Origin of the sequence: Rhizobacter sp. LjRoot28, assembly GCF_964253025.1 — a bacterium.
GTDB lineage: Bacteria > Pseudomonadota > Gammaproteobacteria > Burkholderiales > Burkholderiaceae_C > Rhizobacter.
Genome location: NZ_CAXUQC020000001.1, coordinates 1,207,228 through 1,223,611 on the forward strand (window position 1 = coordinate 1,207,228; position 16,384 = coordinate 1,223,611).

Here is a 16,384-nt window from a genome sequence, read left to right on the forward strand (position 1 = left end):
CTGATCGACAGACTGAAGGGCAGGGCCATGTTCCCACTGTTCCGACACGCGGCTGGTGCGCTGGCCCTTTCCCTTGGCCTTGCGTTGGCCTTGCCCTCGCATGCCGCCTTGTTCTCCGACGATGAAGCGCGCAAGGCGATCATCGACCTGCGCGCCAAGACCGAGGCGGAGAAGACCGCTCGCGACGCCGAAGCCAAGGCCCGCGCCGGCGAGATCGCCGGCCTGCGCGACAACCTGCTCTCGCTGAACAGCCAGATCGAAGGCCTGCGCGCCGAGCTGGCCGCCATGCGCGGCCAGAACGAGCAGCTCGCCCGCGAGGTGGGCGAACTGCAGCGCGTGCAGAAGGACATCCGCCAGGGCGTCGACGAGCGGATCCGCAAGCTCGAGCCGCAGAAGGTCACCCACGACGGCCGCGAGTTCATGGCCGATCCCGAGGAGACCCGTCTCTTCGAGGAAGCCATGGGTGTGCTGCGCCAGGGCAACTTCGCAGAAGCCGCGAACCTGCTGGGCGCCTTCCAGCGCCGCTATCCGGCAAGCGGGTACGGCCCCTCGGTGCTCTTCTGGCTGGGCAATGCCCAGTACGGCAAGCGCGACTACAAGGAAGCCATCAACTCGTTCCGTGCGCTCGTCTCGCGCGCACCCGACCATCCGCGTGCGCCCGAAGCGCTGCTGTCGGTGGCCAGTTCGCAGAGCGACCTGAAGGACTTGAAGGCCGCACGCCGCACCCTCGACGAACTCATCCGCGCCTACCCGAAGTCCGAAGCCGCCGTGGCTGCCAAGGAACGGCTGGCCACCCTGCGCTGACGCGCACGCGATGATGGACGCCGACCTCGAGCGCCGCTTCGGCGGTCTCGGTCGCCTGTATGGCGAGGCCGGTTACGCGCGGCTGCGCGCACTGCGCGTGGCCGTCGTCGGCCTGGGCGGCGTGGGGTCCTGGACCGCCGAGGCGCTCGCCCGAAGCGGCGTGGCCTCGCTCGTCCTCATCGACATGGACCACGTCGCCGAGTCCAACATCAACCGCCAAGTTCAGGCCGTGGGTGCCACCGTCGGGCAGGCCAAGGGGCTTGCGCTTCAGGAACGCATCGCCGACATCCATCCCGGCTGCGCGGTGCACCTGGTCGACGACTTCGTTTCGCCCGACAACTGGCCGGGCCTTCTGACCCAACCGATCGACGTGCTCGTCGATGCCTGCGACCAGGTGAGTGCCAAGGTCGCGATGGCCGGCTGGGCACTGGCCCACCGCGTCCCCTTCGTGACCGTGGGGGCGGCCGGCGGCAAGCGGCGCCCGCAGGCGGTAGAGGTGGAAGACCTGTCGGCCACCACCCATGATCCGCTGCTGGCCTCGATGCGGCAGCGGCTTCGCAAGCAGCACGGTGCTGCCCGCACCGGCACGATCGGCGTGCGTTGCGTGTTCTCGCGCGAACCGGTGGCCTTGCCTGAAGTGTGTGCGGCCGACGCGTCCGCACCCGACAGCAATCTCAACTGCCACGGCTATGGATCGGCCGTGACGGTGACCGGCACTTTCGGTTTCGTTGCAGCTGCAGAGGCGCTACAATGCGGGCTCGCGATCAGGGCTTGATCTTCACAAAGATTGCACTCTATAATCGTGGGCTTGCGGGTTGTTAGCTCAGTTGGTAGAGCAGCGGACTTTTAATCCGTAGGTCGTGGGTTCGAGCCCCGCACAACCCACCACTTGCTGCGGTGTCTTCGGGCAACGCAGGGGTCGCAAGACCCGACCGAAAGGTCACGCCGCAAGGCAGATTTTCGGGCTCTTAGCTCAGTTGGTAGAGCAGCGGACTCTTAATCCGTAGGTCGAGTGTTCGAGTCACTCAGGGCCCACCAAACTTAAGAAGCAACGCCTCCGTCGGACACGACGGAGGCGTTTTGCTTTGTGGGCCCGCCGAGGCGGTCGGGCCCGTCAGTCACGACGAAACAAGGGTCGGCGCGCGCGCCGACCCCTTCAGCCGGGACAAGCTGCAAAACCGGCTCTGCACCTCAAGCGCGGCGGCGGCGCACGGCCCACCCGATGCCCGCCAGTCCGAGCGTCGTGAGCAGGGCGGTCGCAGGCTCCGGGACCGGTGAATGCAGCCCTTCGCGGAACACCATGTCGTAGTCCGTGCTGAAGTGGTCGGGTGCGTAGCCGGTGATCAACTGGCTCCCCCCGGCATATGCGTTGTCGGTGGTGATGCGAATGCCGAGCGAACCGGTGAGGATGGCGAGTTCGGCCACATAGGTCTGGCCCGGGGTCAACGCAAGGCGCTGGTTCAGGTCGAAGTGGAACCAGAAACTGCCCAGCTTGTCGACCAGCACGGGCGCGGACTCGGCCAGGACGTTGCCGCCCAGCCCGTCGAAGCCGGCGAGGCCGTCGCGAACACGCACGACGATGCTCGCCTCGGACCCGCCGAGCAGAAAGTCGAACGCATCGACGGCGGACAGGCCTGCGGTAAAGGATTGACCATACGAGTTCGGTGCGACGTTGCCGCCGGTGCCGGTGAACGGCCCGGGGTTGGTCTGGTCGATGGTGGTGATGGGGGCCGCGGTGGCGGCGCATGCGCCGGTCAACAGCAGTGGCGGCAGCAGCCGAGCCGCGAGGGTGCGCAGCGAGTGCGGGGTCATGGGAAGCTCCTTCGGCGAGACAGGACCGCACGAACTGGCGGGTCGCGCTGAGCGGCGGTCGAGCGCCTTGCGCGGCGGCGCGGAGTCCACAACCCCCGCACGCGCCGGTTGTACCACGTGCGCTATGGTGCGGGCCACGATGTCGGAGCAACGCCAGTCGGCCCCGGGAGCCTGCAAGCCGGTGAGGTTGCGCTCCCCAGACACTTCAACCTTCGTCCGCCCGTGCCCCTGACGGCCGAGCTCCGGTCGAGCCGCCGCGTCCAGCCCGCGCCGGGTTCCCGCCCTGAGTCCGATGCGTCGAAGCCTCGCGGCTCAGACCTTGAACACGCTGACCGCCTGGACCAGGGTGCCGGCCTGCCCCTGCAGCGACCCGGCAGCCGCGGCGGCCTGCTCGACCAAGGCCGCGTTCTGTTGGGTGGCCTGGTCCATCAGCGAGATGGCGTGGTTGATCTGTTCGATGCCGGCGGTCTGCTCCTGGCTCGCTGACATGATCTCGCCCATGATGTCGGTCACCCGTCGGACGCTGGTGACAATCTCTTCCATCGTTCGACCGGCTTCGGCCACCTGCTCACTTCCGGCACCCACCTTGTCGACCGAGTCGTCGATCAACTGCTTGATCTCCTTGGCGGCGCTGGCTGATCGTTGCGCGAGGCTGCGCACCTCCGAGGCCACCACCGCAAAGCCGCGTCCCTGCTCGCCGGCGCGGGCCGCTTCCACCGCGGCGTTCAGCGCGAGGATGTTGGTCTGGAAGGCGATGCCGTCGATCACGCCGATGATGTCGACGATCTTCTTCGACGAGGCGTTGATGGAGCCCATGGTGTCGACCACCTGGCCGACGACGCAGCCACCTCGCACCGCCACCTCCGACGCGGACACGGTGAGCTGGTTCGCCTGCCGGGCGTTGTCGGCGTTCTGTTTCACGGTGGACGTGAGTTGCTCCATCGAGGCCGCCGTCTGCTGCAAGGAACTGGCCTGTTCTTCGGTGCGCGTGGAGAGGTCAAGGTTGCCCGAGGCGATCTCGCCACTGGCGTTTGCAATGGTGTCCGTGGAATGGCGAATCTGGCCCACCGTGGCCGCGAGGCTCTGCTGCATCTGGTGCATCGCATGCAGCAGGCTGCTGTTGTCACCGCGAACCAGTTGCACGTCGACGTGCAGATCGCCGGCCCCGATCTGCCGCACCACTTGCGACGCGTAGCCGGGTTCGCCGCCCAGCTGACGGTAGAGGTTGCGAGAGAGCGTCCACGCCATGCCGCCGACGGCGACGATCAGAACGCCGCCAATGGCCAGCAGGATGCCGGTGTTGCGCCAGAAGGCGGTGTCGATGTCGTCGATGTAGTCGCCGAAGCCGATGATCCAGTCCCAGGGGCCGAACTTGATGATCGCGTAGAGCTTCTGCACCTCATCCTTGGTTCCGGGACGGGTGCCATTGGCGATGACCGTCCCGACGGTCTTGCCCGCCAGCGCGGCGCGGTAGCGCTCACCGGCCTCCTTGCCACCCTTGGCATCCACGATGCCCACGCGCTTGGGGTTGGGATGCACGAGGTTCACGTCGTCGCTGAATCCGCGAACGAAGAAGTAGAGCTCGTCCTTGCGCAGACTGCCGATGAGCTTCTTCGCTTCCTTCTGTGCCTGCTCGCGCGTGAGCTCGCCGGCCTTCTCCTGTTCGTGAAGGCGTTCGAGTGACGCGTGTGCAAGGACCACCAGGGTCGAGAGCTGCGCCGTGCGCTCCTTCATCATGGACTGACGAAGGGTCGACAGGGACACAGACGCCAGGACGATCATGCCGATGAGGGCAACGGCGCACAAAAGCAGGATTCGGGAGCGGAGTTTCATGGCGGAACGGCGGATCGCGATGGGGGCAACTCCGATGTATCGGCGCGGCCCGGAGCGACTTGAGCGTCGCCCCGTGCCATGGCGTGGCGGTTGTCGCACTCCGGCGCATTGCATGAGCCGGACGCAGAGCGTGCGGCGTTGTCGCTCCCTTGGGAGATCAAGTCGCGCGCGAGAGCCAGCCGCTTACCAGCTGCGCGTGCCAGAGCCCCAGCAGGAGGAGGTTCAGACCGCTGGCGGCGGCGAAGGCCCATCGAAACGATGGCTTGCTGGTCTTGTGCCGCAAGCTCTGCTGCGCCAGGATCGCTCCCGGCCAGCCGCCGACCAGGGCGGTGAGCAGCAGGCTGCGTTCCGAAACCCGCCGCGTCCCACGGCGGGCGGCCCGCTTGTCGAGCGCGTGGAGCGCAAAGCTCACCACGCTGGCGGCCCCGTACCAGGCGATCAGCCAGAGCCACGGTGTCCGGGCCGCCCGGCGGCTGCCATCGGCGAGGTCGGGTCCGACCTGCGCGGCGAGGACGATCAGGCTGAAGAGCGCGCCGATGCAGAGCAGGGCGGTGACGGCGCCCACGGCAGACCCGTGGCGCCTCCCGCGCGGCGCGGTCGGCTGCGGCGAGCCGCGCAGAGGCGGGCGATTCCGCTCTTGACTCGGGCGCGTCGCCCCCGCATTGGTGCCGGAGGGCCGATCCGGCCGCCTTGACACGGCGTTCCGGGCGGCGCTTGTTCGGCCCGACGGCTGCCGAGCCACACGGCCCGGCGGACTTCCCTTCAGCGAGGGCCGTGTCATTGGCGTTGGGGCTTCACGACGGACTGGCGGACGGCTCGGGCACCCGCCGCGTTCCTCTCAGCTCACCGAGCCGGCCGAACTCGTGCACGGTGTCAAGCCGGCCGTCCTGGTCGGTGTCGAGCTCGGTGTGGGTCACGCGCCCGAGGCGGAAGTGCTGGACGGCCAGCACGCGGCCGTTGCTCGGGTCGATGATGCGGGCGAGGGTCAGCACGCCGCTCGTGTAGTACTCCGTACGATCGAAGGCGCCGTCACCATCGGTGTCCATGTCGGCGCGTTCCAGGTTGCCATCGCGGTAGCTCAGGCGGTTGTCGTTGCGACCGTCGAAGTCGTCGTCGCCTTCACCCCAGCTGTGTTCGCCCCGTTCATCGAAATGGGTCACGCTGTCGATGCGGCCGTCGAAGTTGCGGTCCACGTCCAGGCGCTGCGAGTAGCCACTGGCCCGCAGGGTCCAGTGCTCGTCGGCGCGGCCGTCGCCGTTGCGATCGTGCGCGAGCTGTTGGCCGGGTGAGCGCAGCAGGGCCCAGGTCGCCGTCGCGCCCACCAGGGTGCCGATGAGCAGACCGCTCAGCAGGCGGGATCGCGCGGGTGGCGACGTCCGCGGCGCATCGGCCGGCTGGGCGGCGTCCCATTGCTCCACCACCGCACGCGCCTGTGCGAAGTCGGCCTCGTCCACCATCAGCCGCACGAGGCTGCCCGCGGGCAGTTCGCCGATGGCGCCCTGCAGGTGCTCTCCATGGATGTGAGCAACGAGCCCCGCCTGACGGAGGAGGTCGCGCACCATGTAGGCCTCGACGGCACTGGACGCTTCGAAGACGGTTTTCATGGGAGGCGAGTGTGACATGGGCGAGGGCGTGCGAGCTGCCCCACGGCGTGCAAGGCCTTGCGGCGCGGCATCAGCAGACGCCCCCGAGGGGCGCAGAGAATTCGCTCGGCCCCAAGGCCGGACGGACCTCCTCGAAAGCCCACCATGAACGACCTGTCACGCTTCCCGATCACCCGCAAGTGGCCCGCTCGCCATCCCGATCGCATCCAGCTGTACTCGCTGCCCACGCCCAATGGCGTGAAGGTGTCGATCCTGCTCGAGGAAACCGGCCTGCCGTACGAGCCGCACCTCGTGAGTTTCGACACCAACGACCAGCTCTCACCCGAGTTCCTGTCGCTCAATCCGAACAACAAGATCCCTGCCATCCTCGATCCCGACGGCCCGGGCGGCGCGCCGCTTGCGCTGTTCGAGTCGGGCGCCATCCTGGTGTACCTCGCCGACAAGGCCGGCCGCTTCATGCCACGAGAGGGCGCGGCGCGCTACGAGGCGTTGCAGTGGGTGATGTTCCAGATGGGCGGGGTGGGGCCGATGTTCGGCCAGCTTGGCTTCTTCCACAAGTTTGCCGGCAAGGACTACGAGGACAAGCGGCCGCGTGAGCGCTACGTGGCCGAGTCGCGGCGGCTGCTGGGCGTGCTGGACCAGCGCCTTGCCGGGCGGGCCTGGATGATGGGCGACGACTACACCATTGCCGACATCGCCATCTTTCCCTGGGTCAACAACCTCGTTGGCTTCTACGACGCAGGCGCCCTCGTGGGCATCGAGTCGTTCCCTCAGGTGCTGCGGGTGCTCGAGGCCTTCCGCGCCCGGCCGGCCGTGGTGCGGGGCCTCGGCATTCCGGCGCGGCCGTCCGCCTGATGCAGCGGCCGCCGCCGAGGCTCACCATTCGCGCCAAGCCTCGGTGATGTCCTCGTCCGATTCGGGCAGCCCGGCCTCCCGCGCCGCCCGTTCGATCAGGTCGCACAAGGCCTCGCGTTCGCCGGTCTCGATCAGGTTGCCGCCGCAGTCCTCGTTGAGGGCGTTCAAGGCCAGTACCGCATCCTTGACGGCCACGAGGATCGCCGCCTCGCGGCCCTCGGTTGCCGGCACCTGCAGCAGGTCCTCGAACAAGGTGTCGATCACTTCACCGCAGCGCTGGATGTCCGCGGGGCGGTAACCGGCATCGAAGTCGGGGTCGAAGTCGGGGTCGTTCTCGTCCTCGGCCCCGCCGAAGCGCTGGTAGTCGCGCATTTCGTCGAGCAGGGCATCTTTGCTGGCGTGCAGTTCAGGGGTCATGGGCTCTCGCAGCAGGGGCGTTTGGCGCCGACCGGGCGGGCGCCTCCACGCAACCATACAGGCACACTGCAGCACGGGCGTGACAGGCGGCGGGTCACCCGCATGGCGGCGTGGCGACATGCCGCCGTCACGGAGCGAGGGCAAGCTCCCGCCGCCCCCGTTCCACAACCCGTCCCCATCCCATGAAGCTCAATGCGCTTGCGGCCTGCGTGGCTGCCACCCTCGCGGCCCCCTGTACATGGGCCTCGCCGCAGGGCGTCGTCATCAGCCAGGTCTATGGCGGTGGGGGCAACAGCGGCGCCACCCTGCGCAGCGATTTCATCGAACTCTTCAACGGAGGCGCGGCGCCGGTCAGCCTGGCCGGCTGGTCGGTGCAGTACGCCAGTGCGGCGGGCTCCAGTTGGCAGGTGACGCCGCTGGGCGAGGCCACGTTGGCGCCCGGCCAGTACTTCCTCGTGAAGCAAGCCGATGGCGCCGGCGGCAGCGTGGCGCTGCCTGCAGCGGATGCCTCCGGCGCCATTGCCATGAGCGCGACCGCCGGCAAGGTGGCACTGGTCGCCAGCACGGCTCCGCTCACCGGCACGGCGCCGTCGGGTGCGGCCCTGGTCGACCTGGTCGGCTTCGGCGCGACCGCCAGCGCGTACGAAGGCGCGGCGGCTCCCGCATCCAGCAACACGCTGGCCCTCGTCCGCACGGGCGGCGGCTGCACCGACACCGACCAGAACAGCAGTGACTTCACGGCCGCAGCGCCGGCTCCACGCAATGCCGCCGCTGCTGCGGCGCCATGCGGTGGCCTGCCGGGCAACGCACCGATCGTGCCCCGGTGCGACGCCGCCACGGTGGCGGTGGGAGTCGGCGGCACGGTGATCGCGCGCGCCACCGATGCCGACAGCATCGTGACCGGCGGCGGGCTCGCCGCTGCTGCGCCCGGCGGCATTGCGCTGGCGGGCACCACGCCAGCAACGGTCGATGGCGGCACGGCGACACTGTCGCTGACGGTGACCGCCGCGGCCGTGCCTGGCAGTTACAGCGTGCCCCTCCAGTGGTGGAACAACGAAGGGCAGACGGCCTCGTGCACCCTTGTCGTGCAAGTGGGCGGTGGCGTGGTGTCCATCCCGGCCATCCAGGGGCGAGGCGCCACCAGTCCCCGCGCCGGCGAAACCCTGACCACGCAGGGTGTGGTCACGCGGCTCGTCAACAACGGGTTCTTCCTTCAGGATCCGGTCGGCGATGGCGACCCGCTCACCTCAGACGGCATCCTCGTCTACACGGGCGCTGCGCCCACCGTGAGCGTGGGCCAGACGGTGCGCCTGACCGGCACGGTCACCGAGTTCAACACCGGCGCGGCCGGCAATGCGGACACCGCGGCGCGGCCCGTCACCGAACTCACCCGCATCAGTGGCCTGACGACGCTCGGCAGCGGGGCCTCCGTGGCTCCCGTCACCGTGGCGTTGCCCGAAGCGGTCGATGGTGACCTCGAGCGCTACGAAGGCATGCTGGTGCACATTCCCGGCCCGCTCACCGTTTCGCAGAACTACTTCCTCGGCCGCTACGGTCAGCTGACCTTGTCGGCCGGCGGGCGCCTGCTGACGCCGACCAACGTGGCACGGCCGGGCGCCGCGGCGCAGGCGGTCGCCGAGGGCAACGCCCGCCGGCGCATCGTGCTGGACGACGGCAGTTCGGCGCAGAACCCGAACCCGATGCCCTACCTCGGCGCAGACGACACCGTCCGCGGAGGCGACACCCTCGACGGCGTCACGGGCGTGGTCGACTATGGCCTGGCCACCAGCAGCAACACGGGCTTCGGCGACTACAAGGTCCATCCGACGGTGGCCCCGGTCATTCGCCGCACCCATCCCCGACCGGTCGCGCCGCCCGAGGTGGGAGGCAACGTCAAGGTGGCCAGCGCGAACGTGCTGAACTATTTCACGACGCTGAACGACGGCAGCAACGTGTGCGCACCCGGCAACACCGCCGACGACTGCCGGGGGGCCAACAGCGCCGAGGAGTTCAACCGTCAGCGACGCAAGATCGTGGAGGCGCTCGCCGCGCTCGACGCCGACGTGGTCGGGCTGATGGAGATCCAGAACAACGGCGCCGCAGCCGTGGACAACCTGGTGGCGGCGCTCAACGCGCGCATGGGCGCCGGTCGCTACGCCGCCGTCCCCGACCCCGCGGGGGGCACCGGCACCGATGCGATCAAGGTGGCAATGATCTACAAGCCGGCGCGCCTCACCCGACCGGTGCCTTCTGCGGCGGACACGACGCCGGTGCACAACCGGCCGCCCCTGGCGCAGACCTTCGCGGCGGCCAACGGCGAGCGCTTCACGGTGATCGTGAACCACTTCAAGTCGAAGGGTTGCACCGGCGCCAGCGGCGCCGACGCGGACAGCGGCGACCTGCAGGGCTGCTTCAATGCCCGCCGTCTGCAACAGGCCCAGGCACTGCGCAGCTTCGCCGCCGCCCAGCGCACCGCCGGTGGCACCGACCACGTGTTGTTGATCGGCGACCTGAACGCCTATGCGCAGGAGGACCCGGTGCACAACCTGTTGTCTGGCGGCTTCGTCGACGTCATCGGGCGCAGCGATCCGGCCGCCTACTCGTACGTGTTCGACGGCGCGGCCGGGCGGCTCGACCACGCACTCGCCTCGGCGGCACTGGCGCCCAAGGTGACGGGAGCTGCCGAGTGGCACATCAACGCCGACGAGCCCTCGGTCATCGACTACAACCTCGAGTTCAAGCCCCGGGACCTGTACCAGCCGAACGCCTTCCGGAGCTCCGACCACGACCCGGTGCTGATCGGCCTCCATCTGCTGAAGGGCGTCGCGGGCTCGCCCGGCCGGGATGCGCTGTCCGGCACGCCGGGCGACGACGTGATCACCGGCGGAGAGGGCGCCGACTTGCTGACCGGCGGTGCCGGCCGCGATGTCTTCGTGTACCGGTCCCTGCGCGACGCGGGCGACACCGTCACCGACTTCCTGCCCGGCACTGACCGGCTCGAGGTCTCGGCGCTGCTCGCTTCCCTCGGCCTGGCAGGGCGTGATGCGGTGGCCGACGGTGTGCTGCGATTCGTCGCCAGCGCAACCGGCACGGCCGTGATGCTCGACGTCGACGGCCACGCGGGCCCCGCGTCGCCCCGCCTGCTCCTCGCCCTGCGGGACGTGACGCCGACGCAATTGCGCGCCGGCCGAGACTACTGATCACCGGACGACCACCATGACCCTCAAGCTTTCATCCTTCGCGGCCGCCCTCGCACTCGCACTGCCGCTCGTCGTGCACGCCGCACCGCTGGCCAACGGCGGTTTCGAGTCCGGCCTGTCGGGCTGGGTGACCCTTGGCGATGCCAGCACCCAGGCGGGTGGCACGCAGGGCGCCATGCAGCTGTGGCTGAGCACCGCGTCGGCCTCGTTCGAGGACGACCATCCGCTGGCCGCCGGTGCGCTCAATCGTTCCGGCACTGCCGCAGCCGAGGTCGGCGTGCCGGGCGGGGTGGAGTGGTTCGCCGGCCTGGCGCTCGGTTCATTGGACCCGGACGCGGCGTCCGCACGCCAGGCCTACGAAGGCTCGGCGGCACGCCAGAGCTTCTCGGCCAACGTGGGCGATGTGCTGAGCTTCGCATGGGACTTCGCGACCCGTGACACCGGTACCGACTTCGCGTTCGTCGTCGTCGACGGGGTGGTTTCCACGCTGGCCAGTGCGTCGTTCGCGGCGTCGCTGAGCCCCGACGGCGGCGCGCGCAGCGGCTGGGGTCGCTTCAGCCACACCTTTGCCACGGAGGGCGTGCACGAGCTGGTGTTCGGGGTGGTCGACGTGGGCGACTACGCGATGACGTCCTCGCTCGCCGTGGATGGCGTCGTGGTCTCTCCGGTGCCCGAGCCGCACGCCCTGGCGCTGCTGGTGCCAGGCCTGCTGGTGCTCGGCCTCGGGCGCAGGCGCCGCCGCTGATCCGCCGGGCCGCTGGCGCGCAACAATGTCACGCGCCGGCAGGCTGCCGTGCACTCGGGGCACGCCGCCTCCGCGATACTCCGGCACGCGCCATGGCACCCCGCCCCGGCGCGCTACGCTACGCGACATGTCCCTTGCCGAGGCGCCGACGGCGCAGCCCTTTCCATCCGACGATCACGATGCCTTGAAGGCAGGGGCGCGCATTGGCGAGTTCATCATCGAGCGGGTGCTCGGCGTAGGGGGCTTCGGCATCGTGTACCTGGCGGTCGACCAGGTGCTGCTGCGCCAGGTGGCCGTGAAGGAATACATGCCCACGGCGCTGGCCGGGCGAGGCGAGGGCGGTCGCATCGTGCTGCGTTCGCCGGCCCATCGAGAGGCCTTCGACGAAGGTCTGCGCTCGTTCGTCAACGAGGCGCGCATGCTCGCGAGCTTCGACCACCCCGCGCTCGTGAAGGTCCACCGGTTCTGGGAAGACCAGGGCACGGCCTACATGGTGATGCCGTTCTACGAAGGCAGCACGCTCAGCCACCGTCGGTTCGTGCAGGCCGGCCCCATCGATGACGACCGGCTCCGGGCGTTCATCGACCCGCTGCTCGATGCACTTGACCAGTTGCACCGCAGCGACGTCTTCCACCGCGACATCGCGCCCGACAACATCCTCGTGCTGCCCGACGGCCGGCCCGTGCTGCTGGACTTCGGCGCCGCGCGCCGCGTGATCACCGATCGCACGCAGTCGCTCACCGCGGTGCTCAAGCCCAGCTTCGCGCCGGTCGAGCAGTATGGGGACGTGCCGGGCATGCGCCAGGGGCCGTGGACCGACCTCTATGCCCTGGGCGCCGTGGTCCACCACCTGATCACGGGGCAGATGCCGCCGCCCGCGGTGGTGCGTGCCGTGCGCGACGCCATGCCGGCGCTGTCCGAGGCCGCTCCCGGGCGCTGGCCGCTGGTCGGCATGCGCCTGCGCTCGGCCATCGACTGGGCGCTCGCGGTGGTGCCGGACGATCGACCCCGTTCCGTGCAGGACCTGCGTGACGCACTGGACGGCGTCATCGTCCCGCCGCGGCCATCGCCGCGCGTCGCCCCCTCGGAACCGGAAGCGGCGCCACCGGCACGGGGCGCATGGAGCAAGACGGTGCGGGTCGCGCCTTCGACCGCGCCAGCGACTCGGCGCGACGGGCGCCAGGCCGCCTGGCTGGTGGCGGCCGTGATGCTGCTGCTGGTGCTGGGCGGCTGGTTCGCTTCACGCGAAGACGCGCCGGCCCCCCCGCCCGTGGCCACCGTGCCCGACTTGCCGGAGGTCCGCCTGAAGGACCCGGGCCGCCGCGACGAGCAGCCCCTGCGCTGAAGGCGCCGACGGCTCGCCGGTACGGGCTTGCAGCACAATCGCCGGATTGCTTCCACAAGGCCCCGCCATGACCGTTGCCCACTACTGCCTGCTGGCGAGCGTGATGTTGCCCCTCGTCTGCGCCTGGATCGCCAAGGCCGGCGCCTTCACCCTGCGCGACAACCACGACACCCGCGGCTGGCAAGCGCGCCAGGCGGGGTGGCGTGCCCGCGCCCTGGCCGCCCAGGCCAACGGCTTCGAAGCCTTGCCGCTGCTGCTGGCCGGACTCCTCGTGGCCTGGCAACGGGAGGCGCCGCAGCCGACGGTAGACCTGCTGGCCGCCGCGTTCCTGGGGTGCCGCGTCGTCTACACCGCCTTCTACATGGCTGACCTTGCCACCTTGCGGTCACTGACCTGGGTCGCCTCCGTCGCGTGTGGCGTGGCCCTCTTCTTCGTCGGCGGTTGAGCGCCCGGCACTGCGCGATCCCCGGGGCGTGAACAGCGTCTCACCGGGTGGTCGGCGCAGGGGCAGCATGCTGGTTAACACCGAGGAAAAGCCACTCAAGGTCTTGAGCGGGTCCGTCGATAGAGCCTGAGCGGGAACGAATCCGTACCACGCTCACACGCAGAAAATCAACGAGACCATGACTGCACACACCGACCATGAGATCGACCAGGGCGACCTCCTCGTCCTGCTGGGCGACAAGACCGGCAACTTCCTGTACGCGAATCCCTCCTACCTGAAGGCCAGTGGATACGCCTGGGAGGAGCTCAAGGGAACGGTGGCCGCGCGGATGATCCACAAGGACACGCCGATGGACGTGCTGGTGGACATGGCCAAGACGATCCGCAACGGGCAGCAGCCGTGGACCGGCCTCATCAAGAATCAGCGCAAGAACGGCCAGACCTACTGGCTGCGACTCAACATCTCGCCGCTGTATGCCAACGGGCAGTACGCGGGCAGCCTGATGGTGCACAGCAAGCCGACGGCCGCCGAAGTCGCCGAGATCGCGCCCGTCTACAAGCGGCTGACGAGCGGTGACAAGACCTTCGTGCTGCGCCACGGCAGGCCGGTGCGCCTGACGCTCTGGAACCGGGCGCGGATGAAGGTGCAGACCTACGGCCTCAAGGGCCACATCTGGGCGACCATCGCGATGATGGCCGTCATCGGCGTGGGCAGCTTCTCCTGGGCCTTGCGCACCACCGCGGGCTCGTGGGCACAGTGGGTGGCCCTGGCCGCGCAGGTGAGCGCGTTCGCAGGCGGCGGCCTGTACCTCGCCAAGTCCATCGTCGACCCGTTGCGCCGCGCCATGCGCATGGCCAACGGCATTGCAGCGGGCGACCTGGGCTCGACGCTGTCGAGCAGCCGCAGCGACGAGATCGGCGGCATCATGCGGGCGCTGTCGCAGATGAACGTCAACATGCGGGCCACGGTGCTCGACGTGCGCGACGGGCTCTCGCTGATGCAGCGCGCCACCGCCGAGATCGCCTCCGGCACCAGCGACCTGTCGGCCCGCACCGAATCGCAGGCGAGAAACCTGCAGCAGACGGCCGCCTCCATGGAGGAGATCAACACCACGGTTCGCAACAACTCGGACACCGCTCGCCAGGCCGCACAGGTGGCCGCCAGCGCGACCAATGCCGCCGAGACGGGGGGCAAGGTGGTCGGCGAAGTGATCTCCACGATGGAGGGCATCTCCAAGTCCAGTCGGCAGATCTCCGAGATCATCGGCGTGATCGACAGCATCGCGTTCCAGACCAACATCCTCGCGCTGAACGCGGCCGTCGAAGCCGCTCGCGCCGGCGAGCAGGGCCGCGGCTTCGCGGTGGTGGCGGGCGAGGTGCGCAGCCTGGCCCAGCGCAGCGCACAGTCGGCCAAGGAAATCCGCGCGCTCATCGCCGACAGCGTCGACCGGGTCGAGACCGGTGCCCGCCTGGTGAGCACCGCCGGCTCGTCCATCGAGAACCTCGTCACGCAGGTGCGCCGGGTGACGGAGCTCGTGGGCGAGATCGCCAACGCCTCGCACGAGCAGTCCTCCGGCATCGGCCAGATCAACCAGTCGGTGACCCAGCTCGACCAGATGACGCAGCAGAACTCGGCGCTCGTCGAGCAGAGCACGGCGTCGGCCGAAAGCCTGGCGGAGCAGGCCTCGCGCGTGGCGGAGGCGATCGGGGTGTTCAAGCTCTCGGCTGCCGAGAACCTGGCCCTCTTCAACGCCGCCAAGGGCGAACAGCCGGCGTTCCATCGCGCCGCATGAAGCTCGATCAGCGGTGTGACGAGCCCGCCGCCTCGGCGCCCGCGGGGGGCACGCCGTAGGCCGGCGACACGACAGGGCATTCGAGGCTGCGTACACTTTCAGCGCTGGGTTTTCCGCGCGCTGGTCGCCTCGCGCTGTCGTCTGTCCCGCCGGCCCCGGCTGCCGGCTGCCTCCGGAGCTCTTCTTCGATGCCTGCCATCACCCTCTACGGCATTCCCAACTGCGATACGGTCAAGAAGGCCCGCGCCTGGCTGCAGGCCAATGAGGTGGCCGCGGACTTCCACGACTTCAAGAAGCTGGGCGTGCCCCCGGCCTTGAGTGCCTGGACGGCCAAGCTCGGCTGGGAGACGCTGCTCAATCGCAAGGGCACGACCTGGCGCCGGCTGGACGACGATGTTCGTGCGGGTGTGGTCGATGCCGACACGGCGCTCCAGTTGATGCGCGAGCAGTCCAGCGTCATCCGCCGTCCGGTGGTCGACTGGGGCGACGGTCGGGTGACCGTCGGCTTCAGCGAGGATGCCTTCGCCGCGCTGGCGGGCAAGACCTGAGGCCGCTGCCGTGAGCCTGCGCCGGGGCCTTCGCGCCGTCCTCGCGCTCGTGCTGGCCGCCATGGTGGCCACCGGCTGTAGCGTGTTCGACGAGCAGCAACGGCGCTGGGTGTTCCAGCCGGGCCAGCGCACGTGGGCACCCGGGGCCGCCGAACTCGACGGCCTCAACGACGTCTGGATCGAGTTCACGTCGCCTTCGAGCGGCGAGCCGGTCCGCCTGCACGGACTGTGGGTGCCGCAACCTGACCCCGAAGCACCCCGCTTGCTGTACCTCCACGGGGCGCGCTGGGACGTGCGCAGCAGTGCGGGCCGCATCCGCCGCATGCAGTCGCTCGGTTTTTCGGTGCTCGCCATCGACTACCGGGGTTTTGGCGACAGTACCGCCGGGCTGCCGTCGGAGAAGAGCGCGGTGGAGGATGCCCGCGCCGCCTGGGCCTGGCTCGGCGAGCAAGCGCCGGGCATCCCGCGCTACGTGTTCGGCCATTCCCTGGGTGGCGCGATCGCCGTCCAGCTGGCCACCGAGGTCGAGGGCGTCCAGGGCCTGATGCTCGAAGGCACCTTCACCTCGGTCCCGGACGTGTTCCGCACCATGGCGTGGGGCTGGTTGCCGATCGGACCCTTCATCACGCAGCGCTTCGATTCGCTCGACCGCATCGGCCGCCTGCGCGCGCCCCTGCTCGTGGTGCACGGCAGCGAAGACCGCCTGATCCATCCGGAGCTCGGTCGAACGCTGTACGAGCGGGCGCCGGGGCCCAAGCGGTTCGTGCTGGTGCCGGGTGGCTCACATCACAACACCAACGCGGTGGCGCAGGGCGCTTACCGGGAAGCGATCGCTGAGCTGTTCGGCCTGCGCTGAGCGCGCTGGGGGTTGTTCGGCGGAGCGGCCCCGCGTCATGCGGCGGGCGCCCGGCAGCGCACCGGTCGACCGAGGCGCCGGCTCGAACGGACCCTGATGGTCGAAACTTGAACGTCGTATAAAATTGC

General features: G+C 69.5%; 15 protein-coding genes and 2 tRNA genes. 12 read left to right on the top strand and 5 right to left on the bottom strand.

Annotated features, from left to right (window positions below; genetic code table 11):
- Window positions 1-27 precede the first annotated feature (27 nt).
- The 4 genes from ybgF to ACSQ2F_RS05740 all read left to right on the top strand — a co-directional run bounded on the left by ybgF (window position 28) and on the right by ACSQ2F_RS05740 (window position 1,842).
- The gene (gene ybgF, locus ACSQ2F_RS05725) at window positions 28-804 is read left to right on the top strand and encodes a tol-pal system protein YbgF (protein ID WP_436020674.1); all 777 of its coding nucleotides are present in this window, start codon (window positions 28-30) and stop codon (window positions 802-804) included.
- A gap of 13 nt (window positions 805-817) precedes the next feature.
- The gene (locus tag ACSQ2F_RS05730; RefSeq protein ID WP_436020676.1) at window positions 818-1,579 is read left to right on the top strand and encodes a tRNA threonylcarbamoyladenosine dehydratase; all 762 of its coding nucleotides are present in this window, start codon (window positions 818-820) and stop codon (window positions 1,577-1,579) included.
- Window positions 1,580-1,616: 37 nt separating this feature from the next.
- Window positions 1,617-1,692, top strand: a tRNA-Lys gene (locus tag ACSQ2F_RS05735).
- Window positions 1,693-1,766: 74 nt separating this feature from the next.
- Window positions 1,767-1,842 (top strand) — tRNA-Lys (locus tag ACSQ2F_RS05740).
- A 153-nt stretch (window positions 1,843-1,995) separates the two neighbouring features.
- Here ACSQ2F_RS05740 and ACSQ2F_RS05745 read toward each other — a convergent pair.
- From ACSQ2F_RS05745 to ACSQ2F_RS05760, 4 genes are all read right to left on the bottom strand, one after another.
- Complete coding sequence (locus ACSQ2F_RS05745) at window positions 1,996-2,616, bottom strand: PEP-CTERM sorting domain-containing protein (protein ID WP_436020678.1); 621 nt, start codon at window positions 2,614-2,616, stop codon at window positions 1,996-1,998.
- Window positions 2,617-2,928: 312 nt separating this feature from the next.
- Window positions 2,929-4,449 carry a methyl-accepting chemotaxis protein gene (locus ACSQ2F_RS05750; protein ID WP_436020680.1) on the bottom strand — a complete coding sequence of 507 codons (1,521 nt, stop codon included), beginning with the start codon at window positions 4,447-4,449 and terminating at the stop codon, window positions 2,929-2,931.
- Between the two features lie 157 nt (window positions 4,450-4,606).
- Entirely contained in the window at window positions 4,607-5,014 is a 408-nt protein-coding gene (locus ACSQ2F_RS05755) for a DUF1294 domain-containing protein (RefSeq protein ID WP_436020682.1), read from the bottom strand.
- 229 nt (window positions 5,015-5,243) lie between these two features.
- Window positions 5,244-6,053, bottom strand: a complete 810-nt coding sequence (locus ACSQ2F_RS05760; protein WP_436020684.1) for a DUF2007 domain-containing protein — start codon at window positions 6,051-6,053, stop codon at window positions 5,244-5,246.
- Window positions 6,054-6,197: 144 nt separating this feature from the next.
- Between ACSQ2F_RS05760 and ACSQ2F_RS05765 the strand changes: the two genes are divergently transcribed.
- Window positions 6,198-6,908, top strand: a complete 711-nt coding sequence (locus ACSQ2F_RS05765) for a glutathione S-transferase N-terminal domain-containing protein (RefSeq protein ID WP_436020686.1) — start codon at window positions 6,198-6,200, stop codon at window positions 6,906-6,908.
- Window positions 6,909-6,929: 21 nt separating this feature from the next.
- On the opposite strand, the gene ACSQ2F_RS05770 is transcribed toward ACSQ2F_RS05765, so the two are convergent.
- On the bottom strand, window positions 6,930-7,325 hold the full coding sequence (locus tag ACSQ2F_RS05770; RefSeq protein WP_436020688.1) for a hypothetical protein: 396 nt from the start codon (window positions 7,323-7,325) through the stop codon (window positions 6,930-6,932).
- A gap of 182 nt (window positions 7,326-7,507) precedes the next feature.
- Between ACSQ2F_RS05770 and ACSQ2F_RS05775 the strand changes: the two genes are divergently transcribed.
- The 7 genes from ACSQ2F_RS05775 to ACSQ2F_RS05805 all read left to right on the top strand — a co-directional run bounded on the left by ACSQ2F_RS05775 (window position 7,508) and on the right by ACSQ2F_RS05805 (window position 16,256).
- Complete coding sequence (locus ACSQ2F_RS05775; RefSeq protein ID WP_436020690.1) at window positions 7,508-10,525, top strand: ExeM/NucH family extracellular endonuclease; 3,018 nt, start codon at window positions 7,508-7,510, stop codon at window positions 10,523-10,525.
- 16 nt (window positions 10,526-10,541) lie between these two features.
- Window positions 10,542-11,270, top strand: a complete 729-nt coding sequence (locus ACSQ2F_RS05780; RefSeq protein ID WP_436020692.1) for a hypothetical protein — start codon at window positions 10,542-10,544, stop codon at window positions 11,268-11,270.
- A 127-nt stretch (window positions 11,271-11,397) separates the two neighbouring features.
- Complete coding sequence (locus tag ACSQ2F_RS05785; protein ID WP_436020694.1) at window positions 11,398-12,615, top strand: serine/threonine-protein kinase; 1,218 nt, start codon at window positions 11,398-11,400, stop codon at window positions 12,613-12,615.
- Between the two features lie 67 nt (window positions 12,616-12,682).
- Complete coding sequence (locus ACSQ2F_RS05790) at window positions 12,683-13,060, top strand: MAPEG family protein (RefSeq protein WP_436020696.1); 378 nt, start codon at window positions 12,683-12,685, stop codon at window positions 13,058-13,060.
- A gap of 178 nt (window positions 13,061-13,238) precedes the next feature.
- The gene (locus tag ACSQ2F_RS05795) at window positions 13,239-14,852 is read left to right on the top strand and encodes a methyl-accepting chemotaxis protein (protein ID WP_436020698.1); all 1,614 of its coding nucleotides are present in this window, start codon (window positions 13,239-13,241) and stop codon (window positions 14,850-14,852) included.
- Window positions 14,853-15,040: 188 nt separating this feature from the next.
- Window positions 15,041-15,400, top strand: a complete 360-nt coding sequence (locus tag ACSQ2F_RS05800; protein ID WP_436020700.1) for an arsenate reductase — start codon at window positions 15,041-15,043, stop codon at window positions 15,398-15,400.
- A gap of 10 nt (window positions 15,401-15,410) precedes the next feature.
- Window positions 15,411-16,256, top strand: a complete 846-nt coding sequence (locus ACSQ2F_RS05805; RefSeq protein ID WP_436020702.1) for an alpha/beta hydrolase — start codon at window positions 15,411-15,413, stop codon at window positions 16,254-16,256.
- Window positions 16,257-16,384: the final 128 nt, after the last annotated feature.

What these genes read in the sequence shown, in the direction of transcription:
- ybgF (WP_436020674.1), top strand. Translation starts at nt 28, where the DNA reads ATGTTCCCACTGTTCCGACACGCGGCTGGTGCGCTGGCCCTTTCCCTT.
- ACSQ2F_RS05730 (WP_436020676.1), top strand. Translation starts at nt 818, where the DNA reads ATGGACGCCGACCTCGAGCGCCGCTTCGGCGGTCTCGGTCGCCTGTAT.
- ACSQ2F_RS05745 (WP_436020678.1), bottom strand. Translation starts at nt 2,616, where the DNA reads ATGACCCCGCACTCGCTGCGCACCCTCGCGGCTCGGCTGCTGCCGCCA.
- ACSQ2F_RS05750 (WP_436020680.1), bottom strand. Translation starts at nt 4,449, where the DNA reads ATGAAACTCCGCTCCCGAATCCTGCTTTTGTGCGCCGTTGCCCTCATC.
- ACSQ2F_RS05760 (WP_436020684.1), bottom strand. Translation starts at nt 6,053, where the DNA reads ATGAAAACCGTCTTCGAAGCGTCCAGTGCCGTCGAGGCCTACATGGTG.
- ACSQ2F_RS05765 (WP_436020686.1), top strand. Translation starts at nt 6,198, where the DNA reads ATGAACGACCTGTCACGCTTCCCGATCACCCGCAAGTGGCCCGCTCGC.
- ACSQ2F_RS05770 (WP_436020688.1), bottom strand. Translation starts at nt 7,325, where the DNA reads ATGACCCCTGAACTGCACGCCAGCAAAGATGCCCTGCTCGACGAAATG.
- ACSQ2F_RS05775 (WP_436020690.1), top strand. Translation starts at nt 7,508, where the DNA reads ATGAAGCTCAATGCGCTTGCGGCCTGCGTGGCTGCCACCCTCGCGGCC.
- ACSQ2F_RS05780 (WP_436020692.1), top strand. Translation starts at nt 10,542, where the DNA reads ATGACCCTCAAGCTTTCATCCTTCGCGGCCGCCCTCGCACTCGCACTG.
- ACSQ2F_RS05785 (WP_436020694.1), top strand. Translation starts at nt 11,398, where the DNA reads ATGTCCCTTGCCGAGGCGCCGACGGCGCAGCCCTTTCCATCCGACGAT.
- ACSQ2F_RS05790 (WP_436020696.1), top strand. Translation starts at nt 12,683, where the DNA reads ATGACCGTTGCCCACTACTGCCTGCTGGCGAGCGTGATGTTGCCCCTC.
- ACSQ2F_RS05795 (WP_436020698.1), top strand. Translation starts at nt 13,239, where the DNA reads ATGACTGCACACACCGACCATGAGATCGACCAGGGCGACCTCCTCGTC.
- ACSQ2F_RS05800 (WP_436020700.1), top strand. Translation starts at nt 15,041, where the DNA reads ATGCCTGCCATCACCCTCTACGGCATTCCCAACTGCGATACGGTCAAG.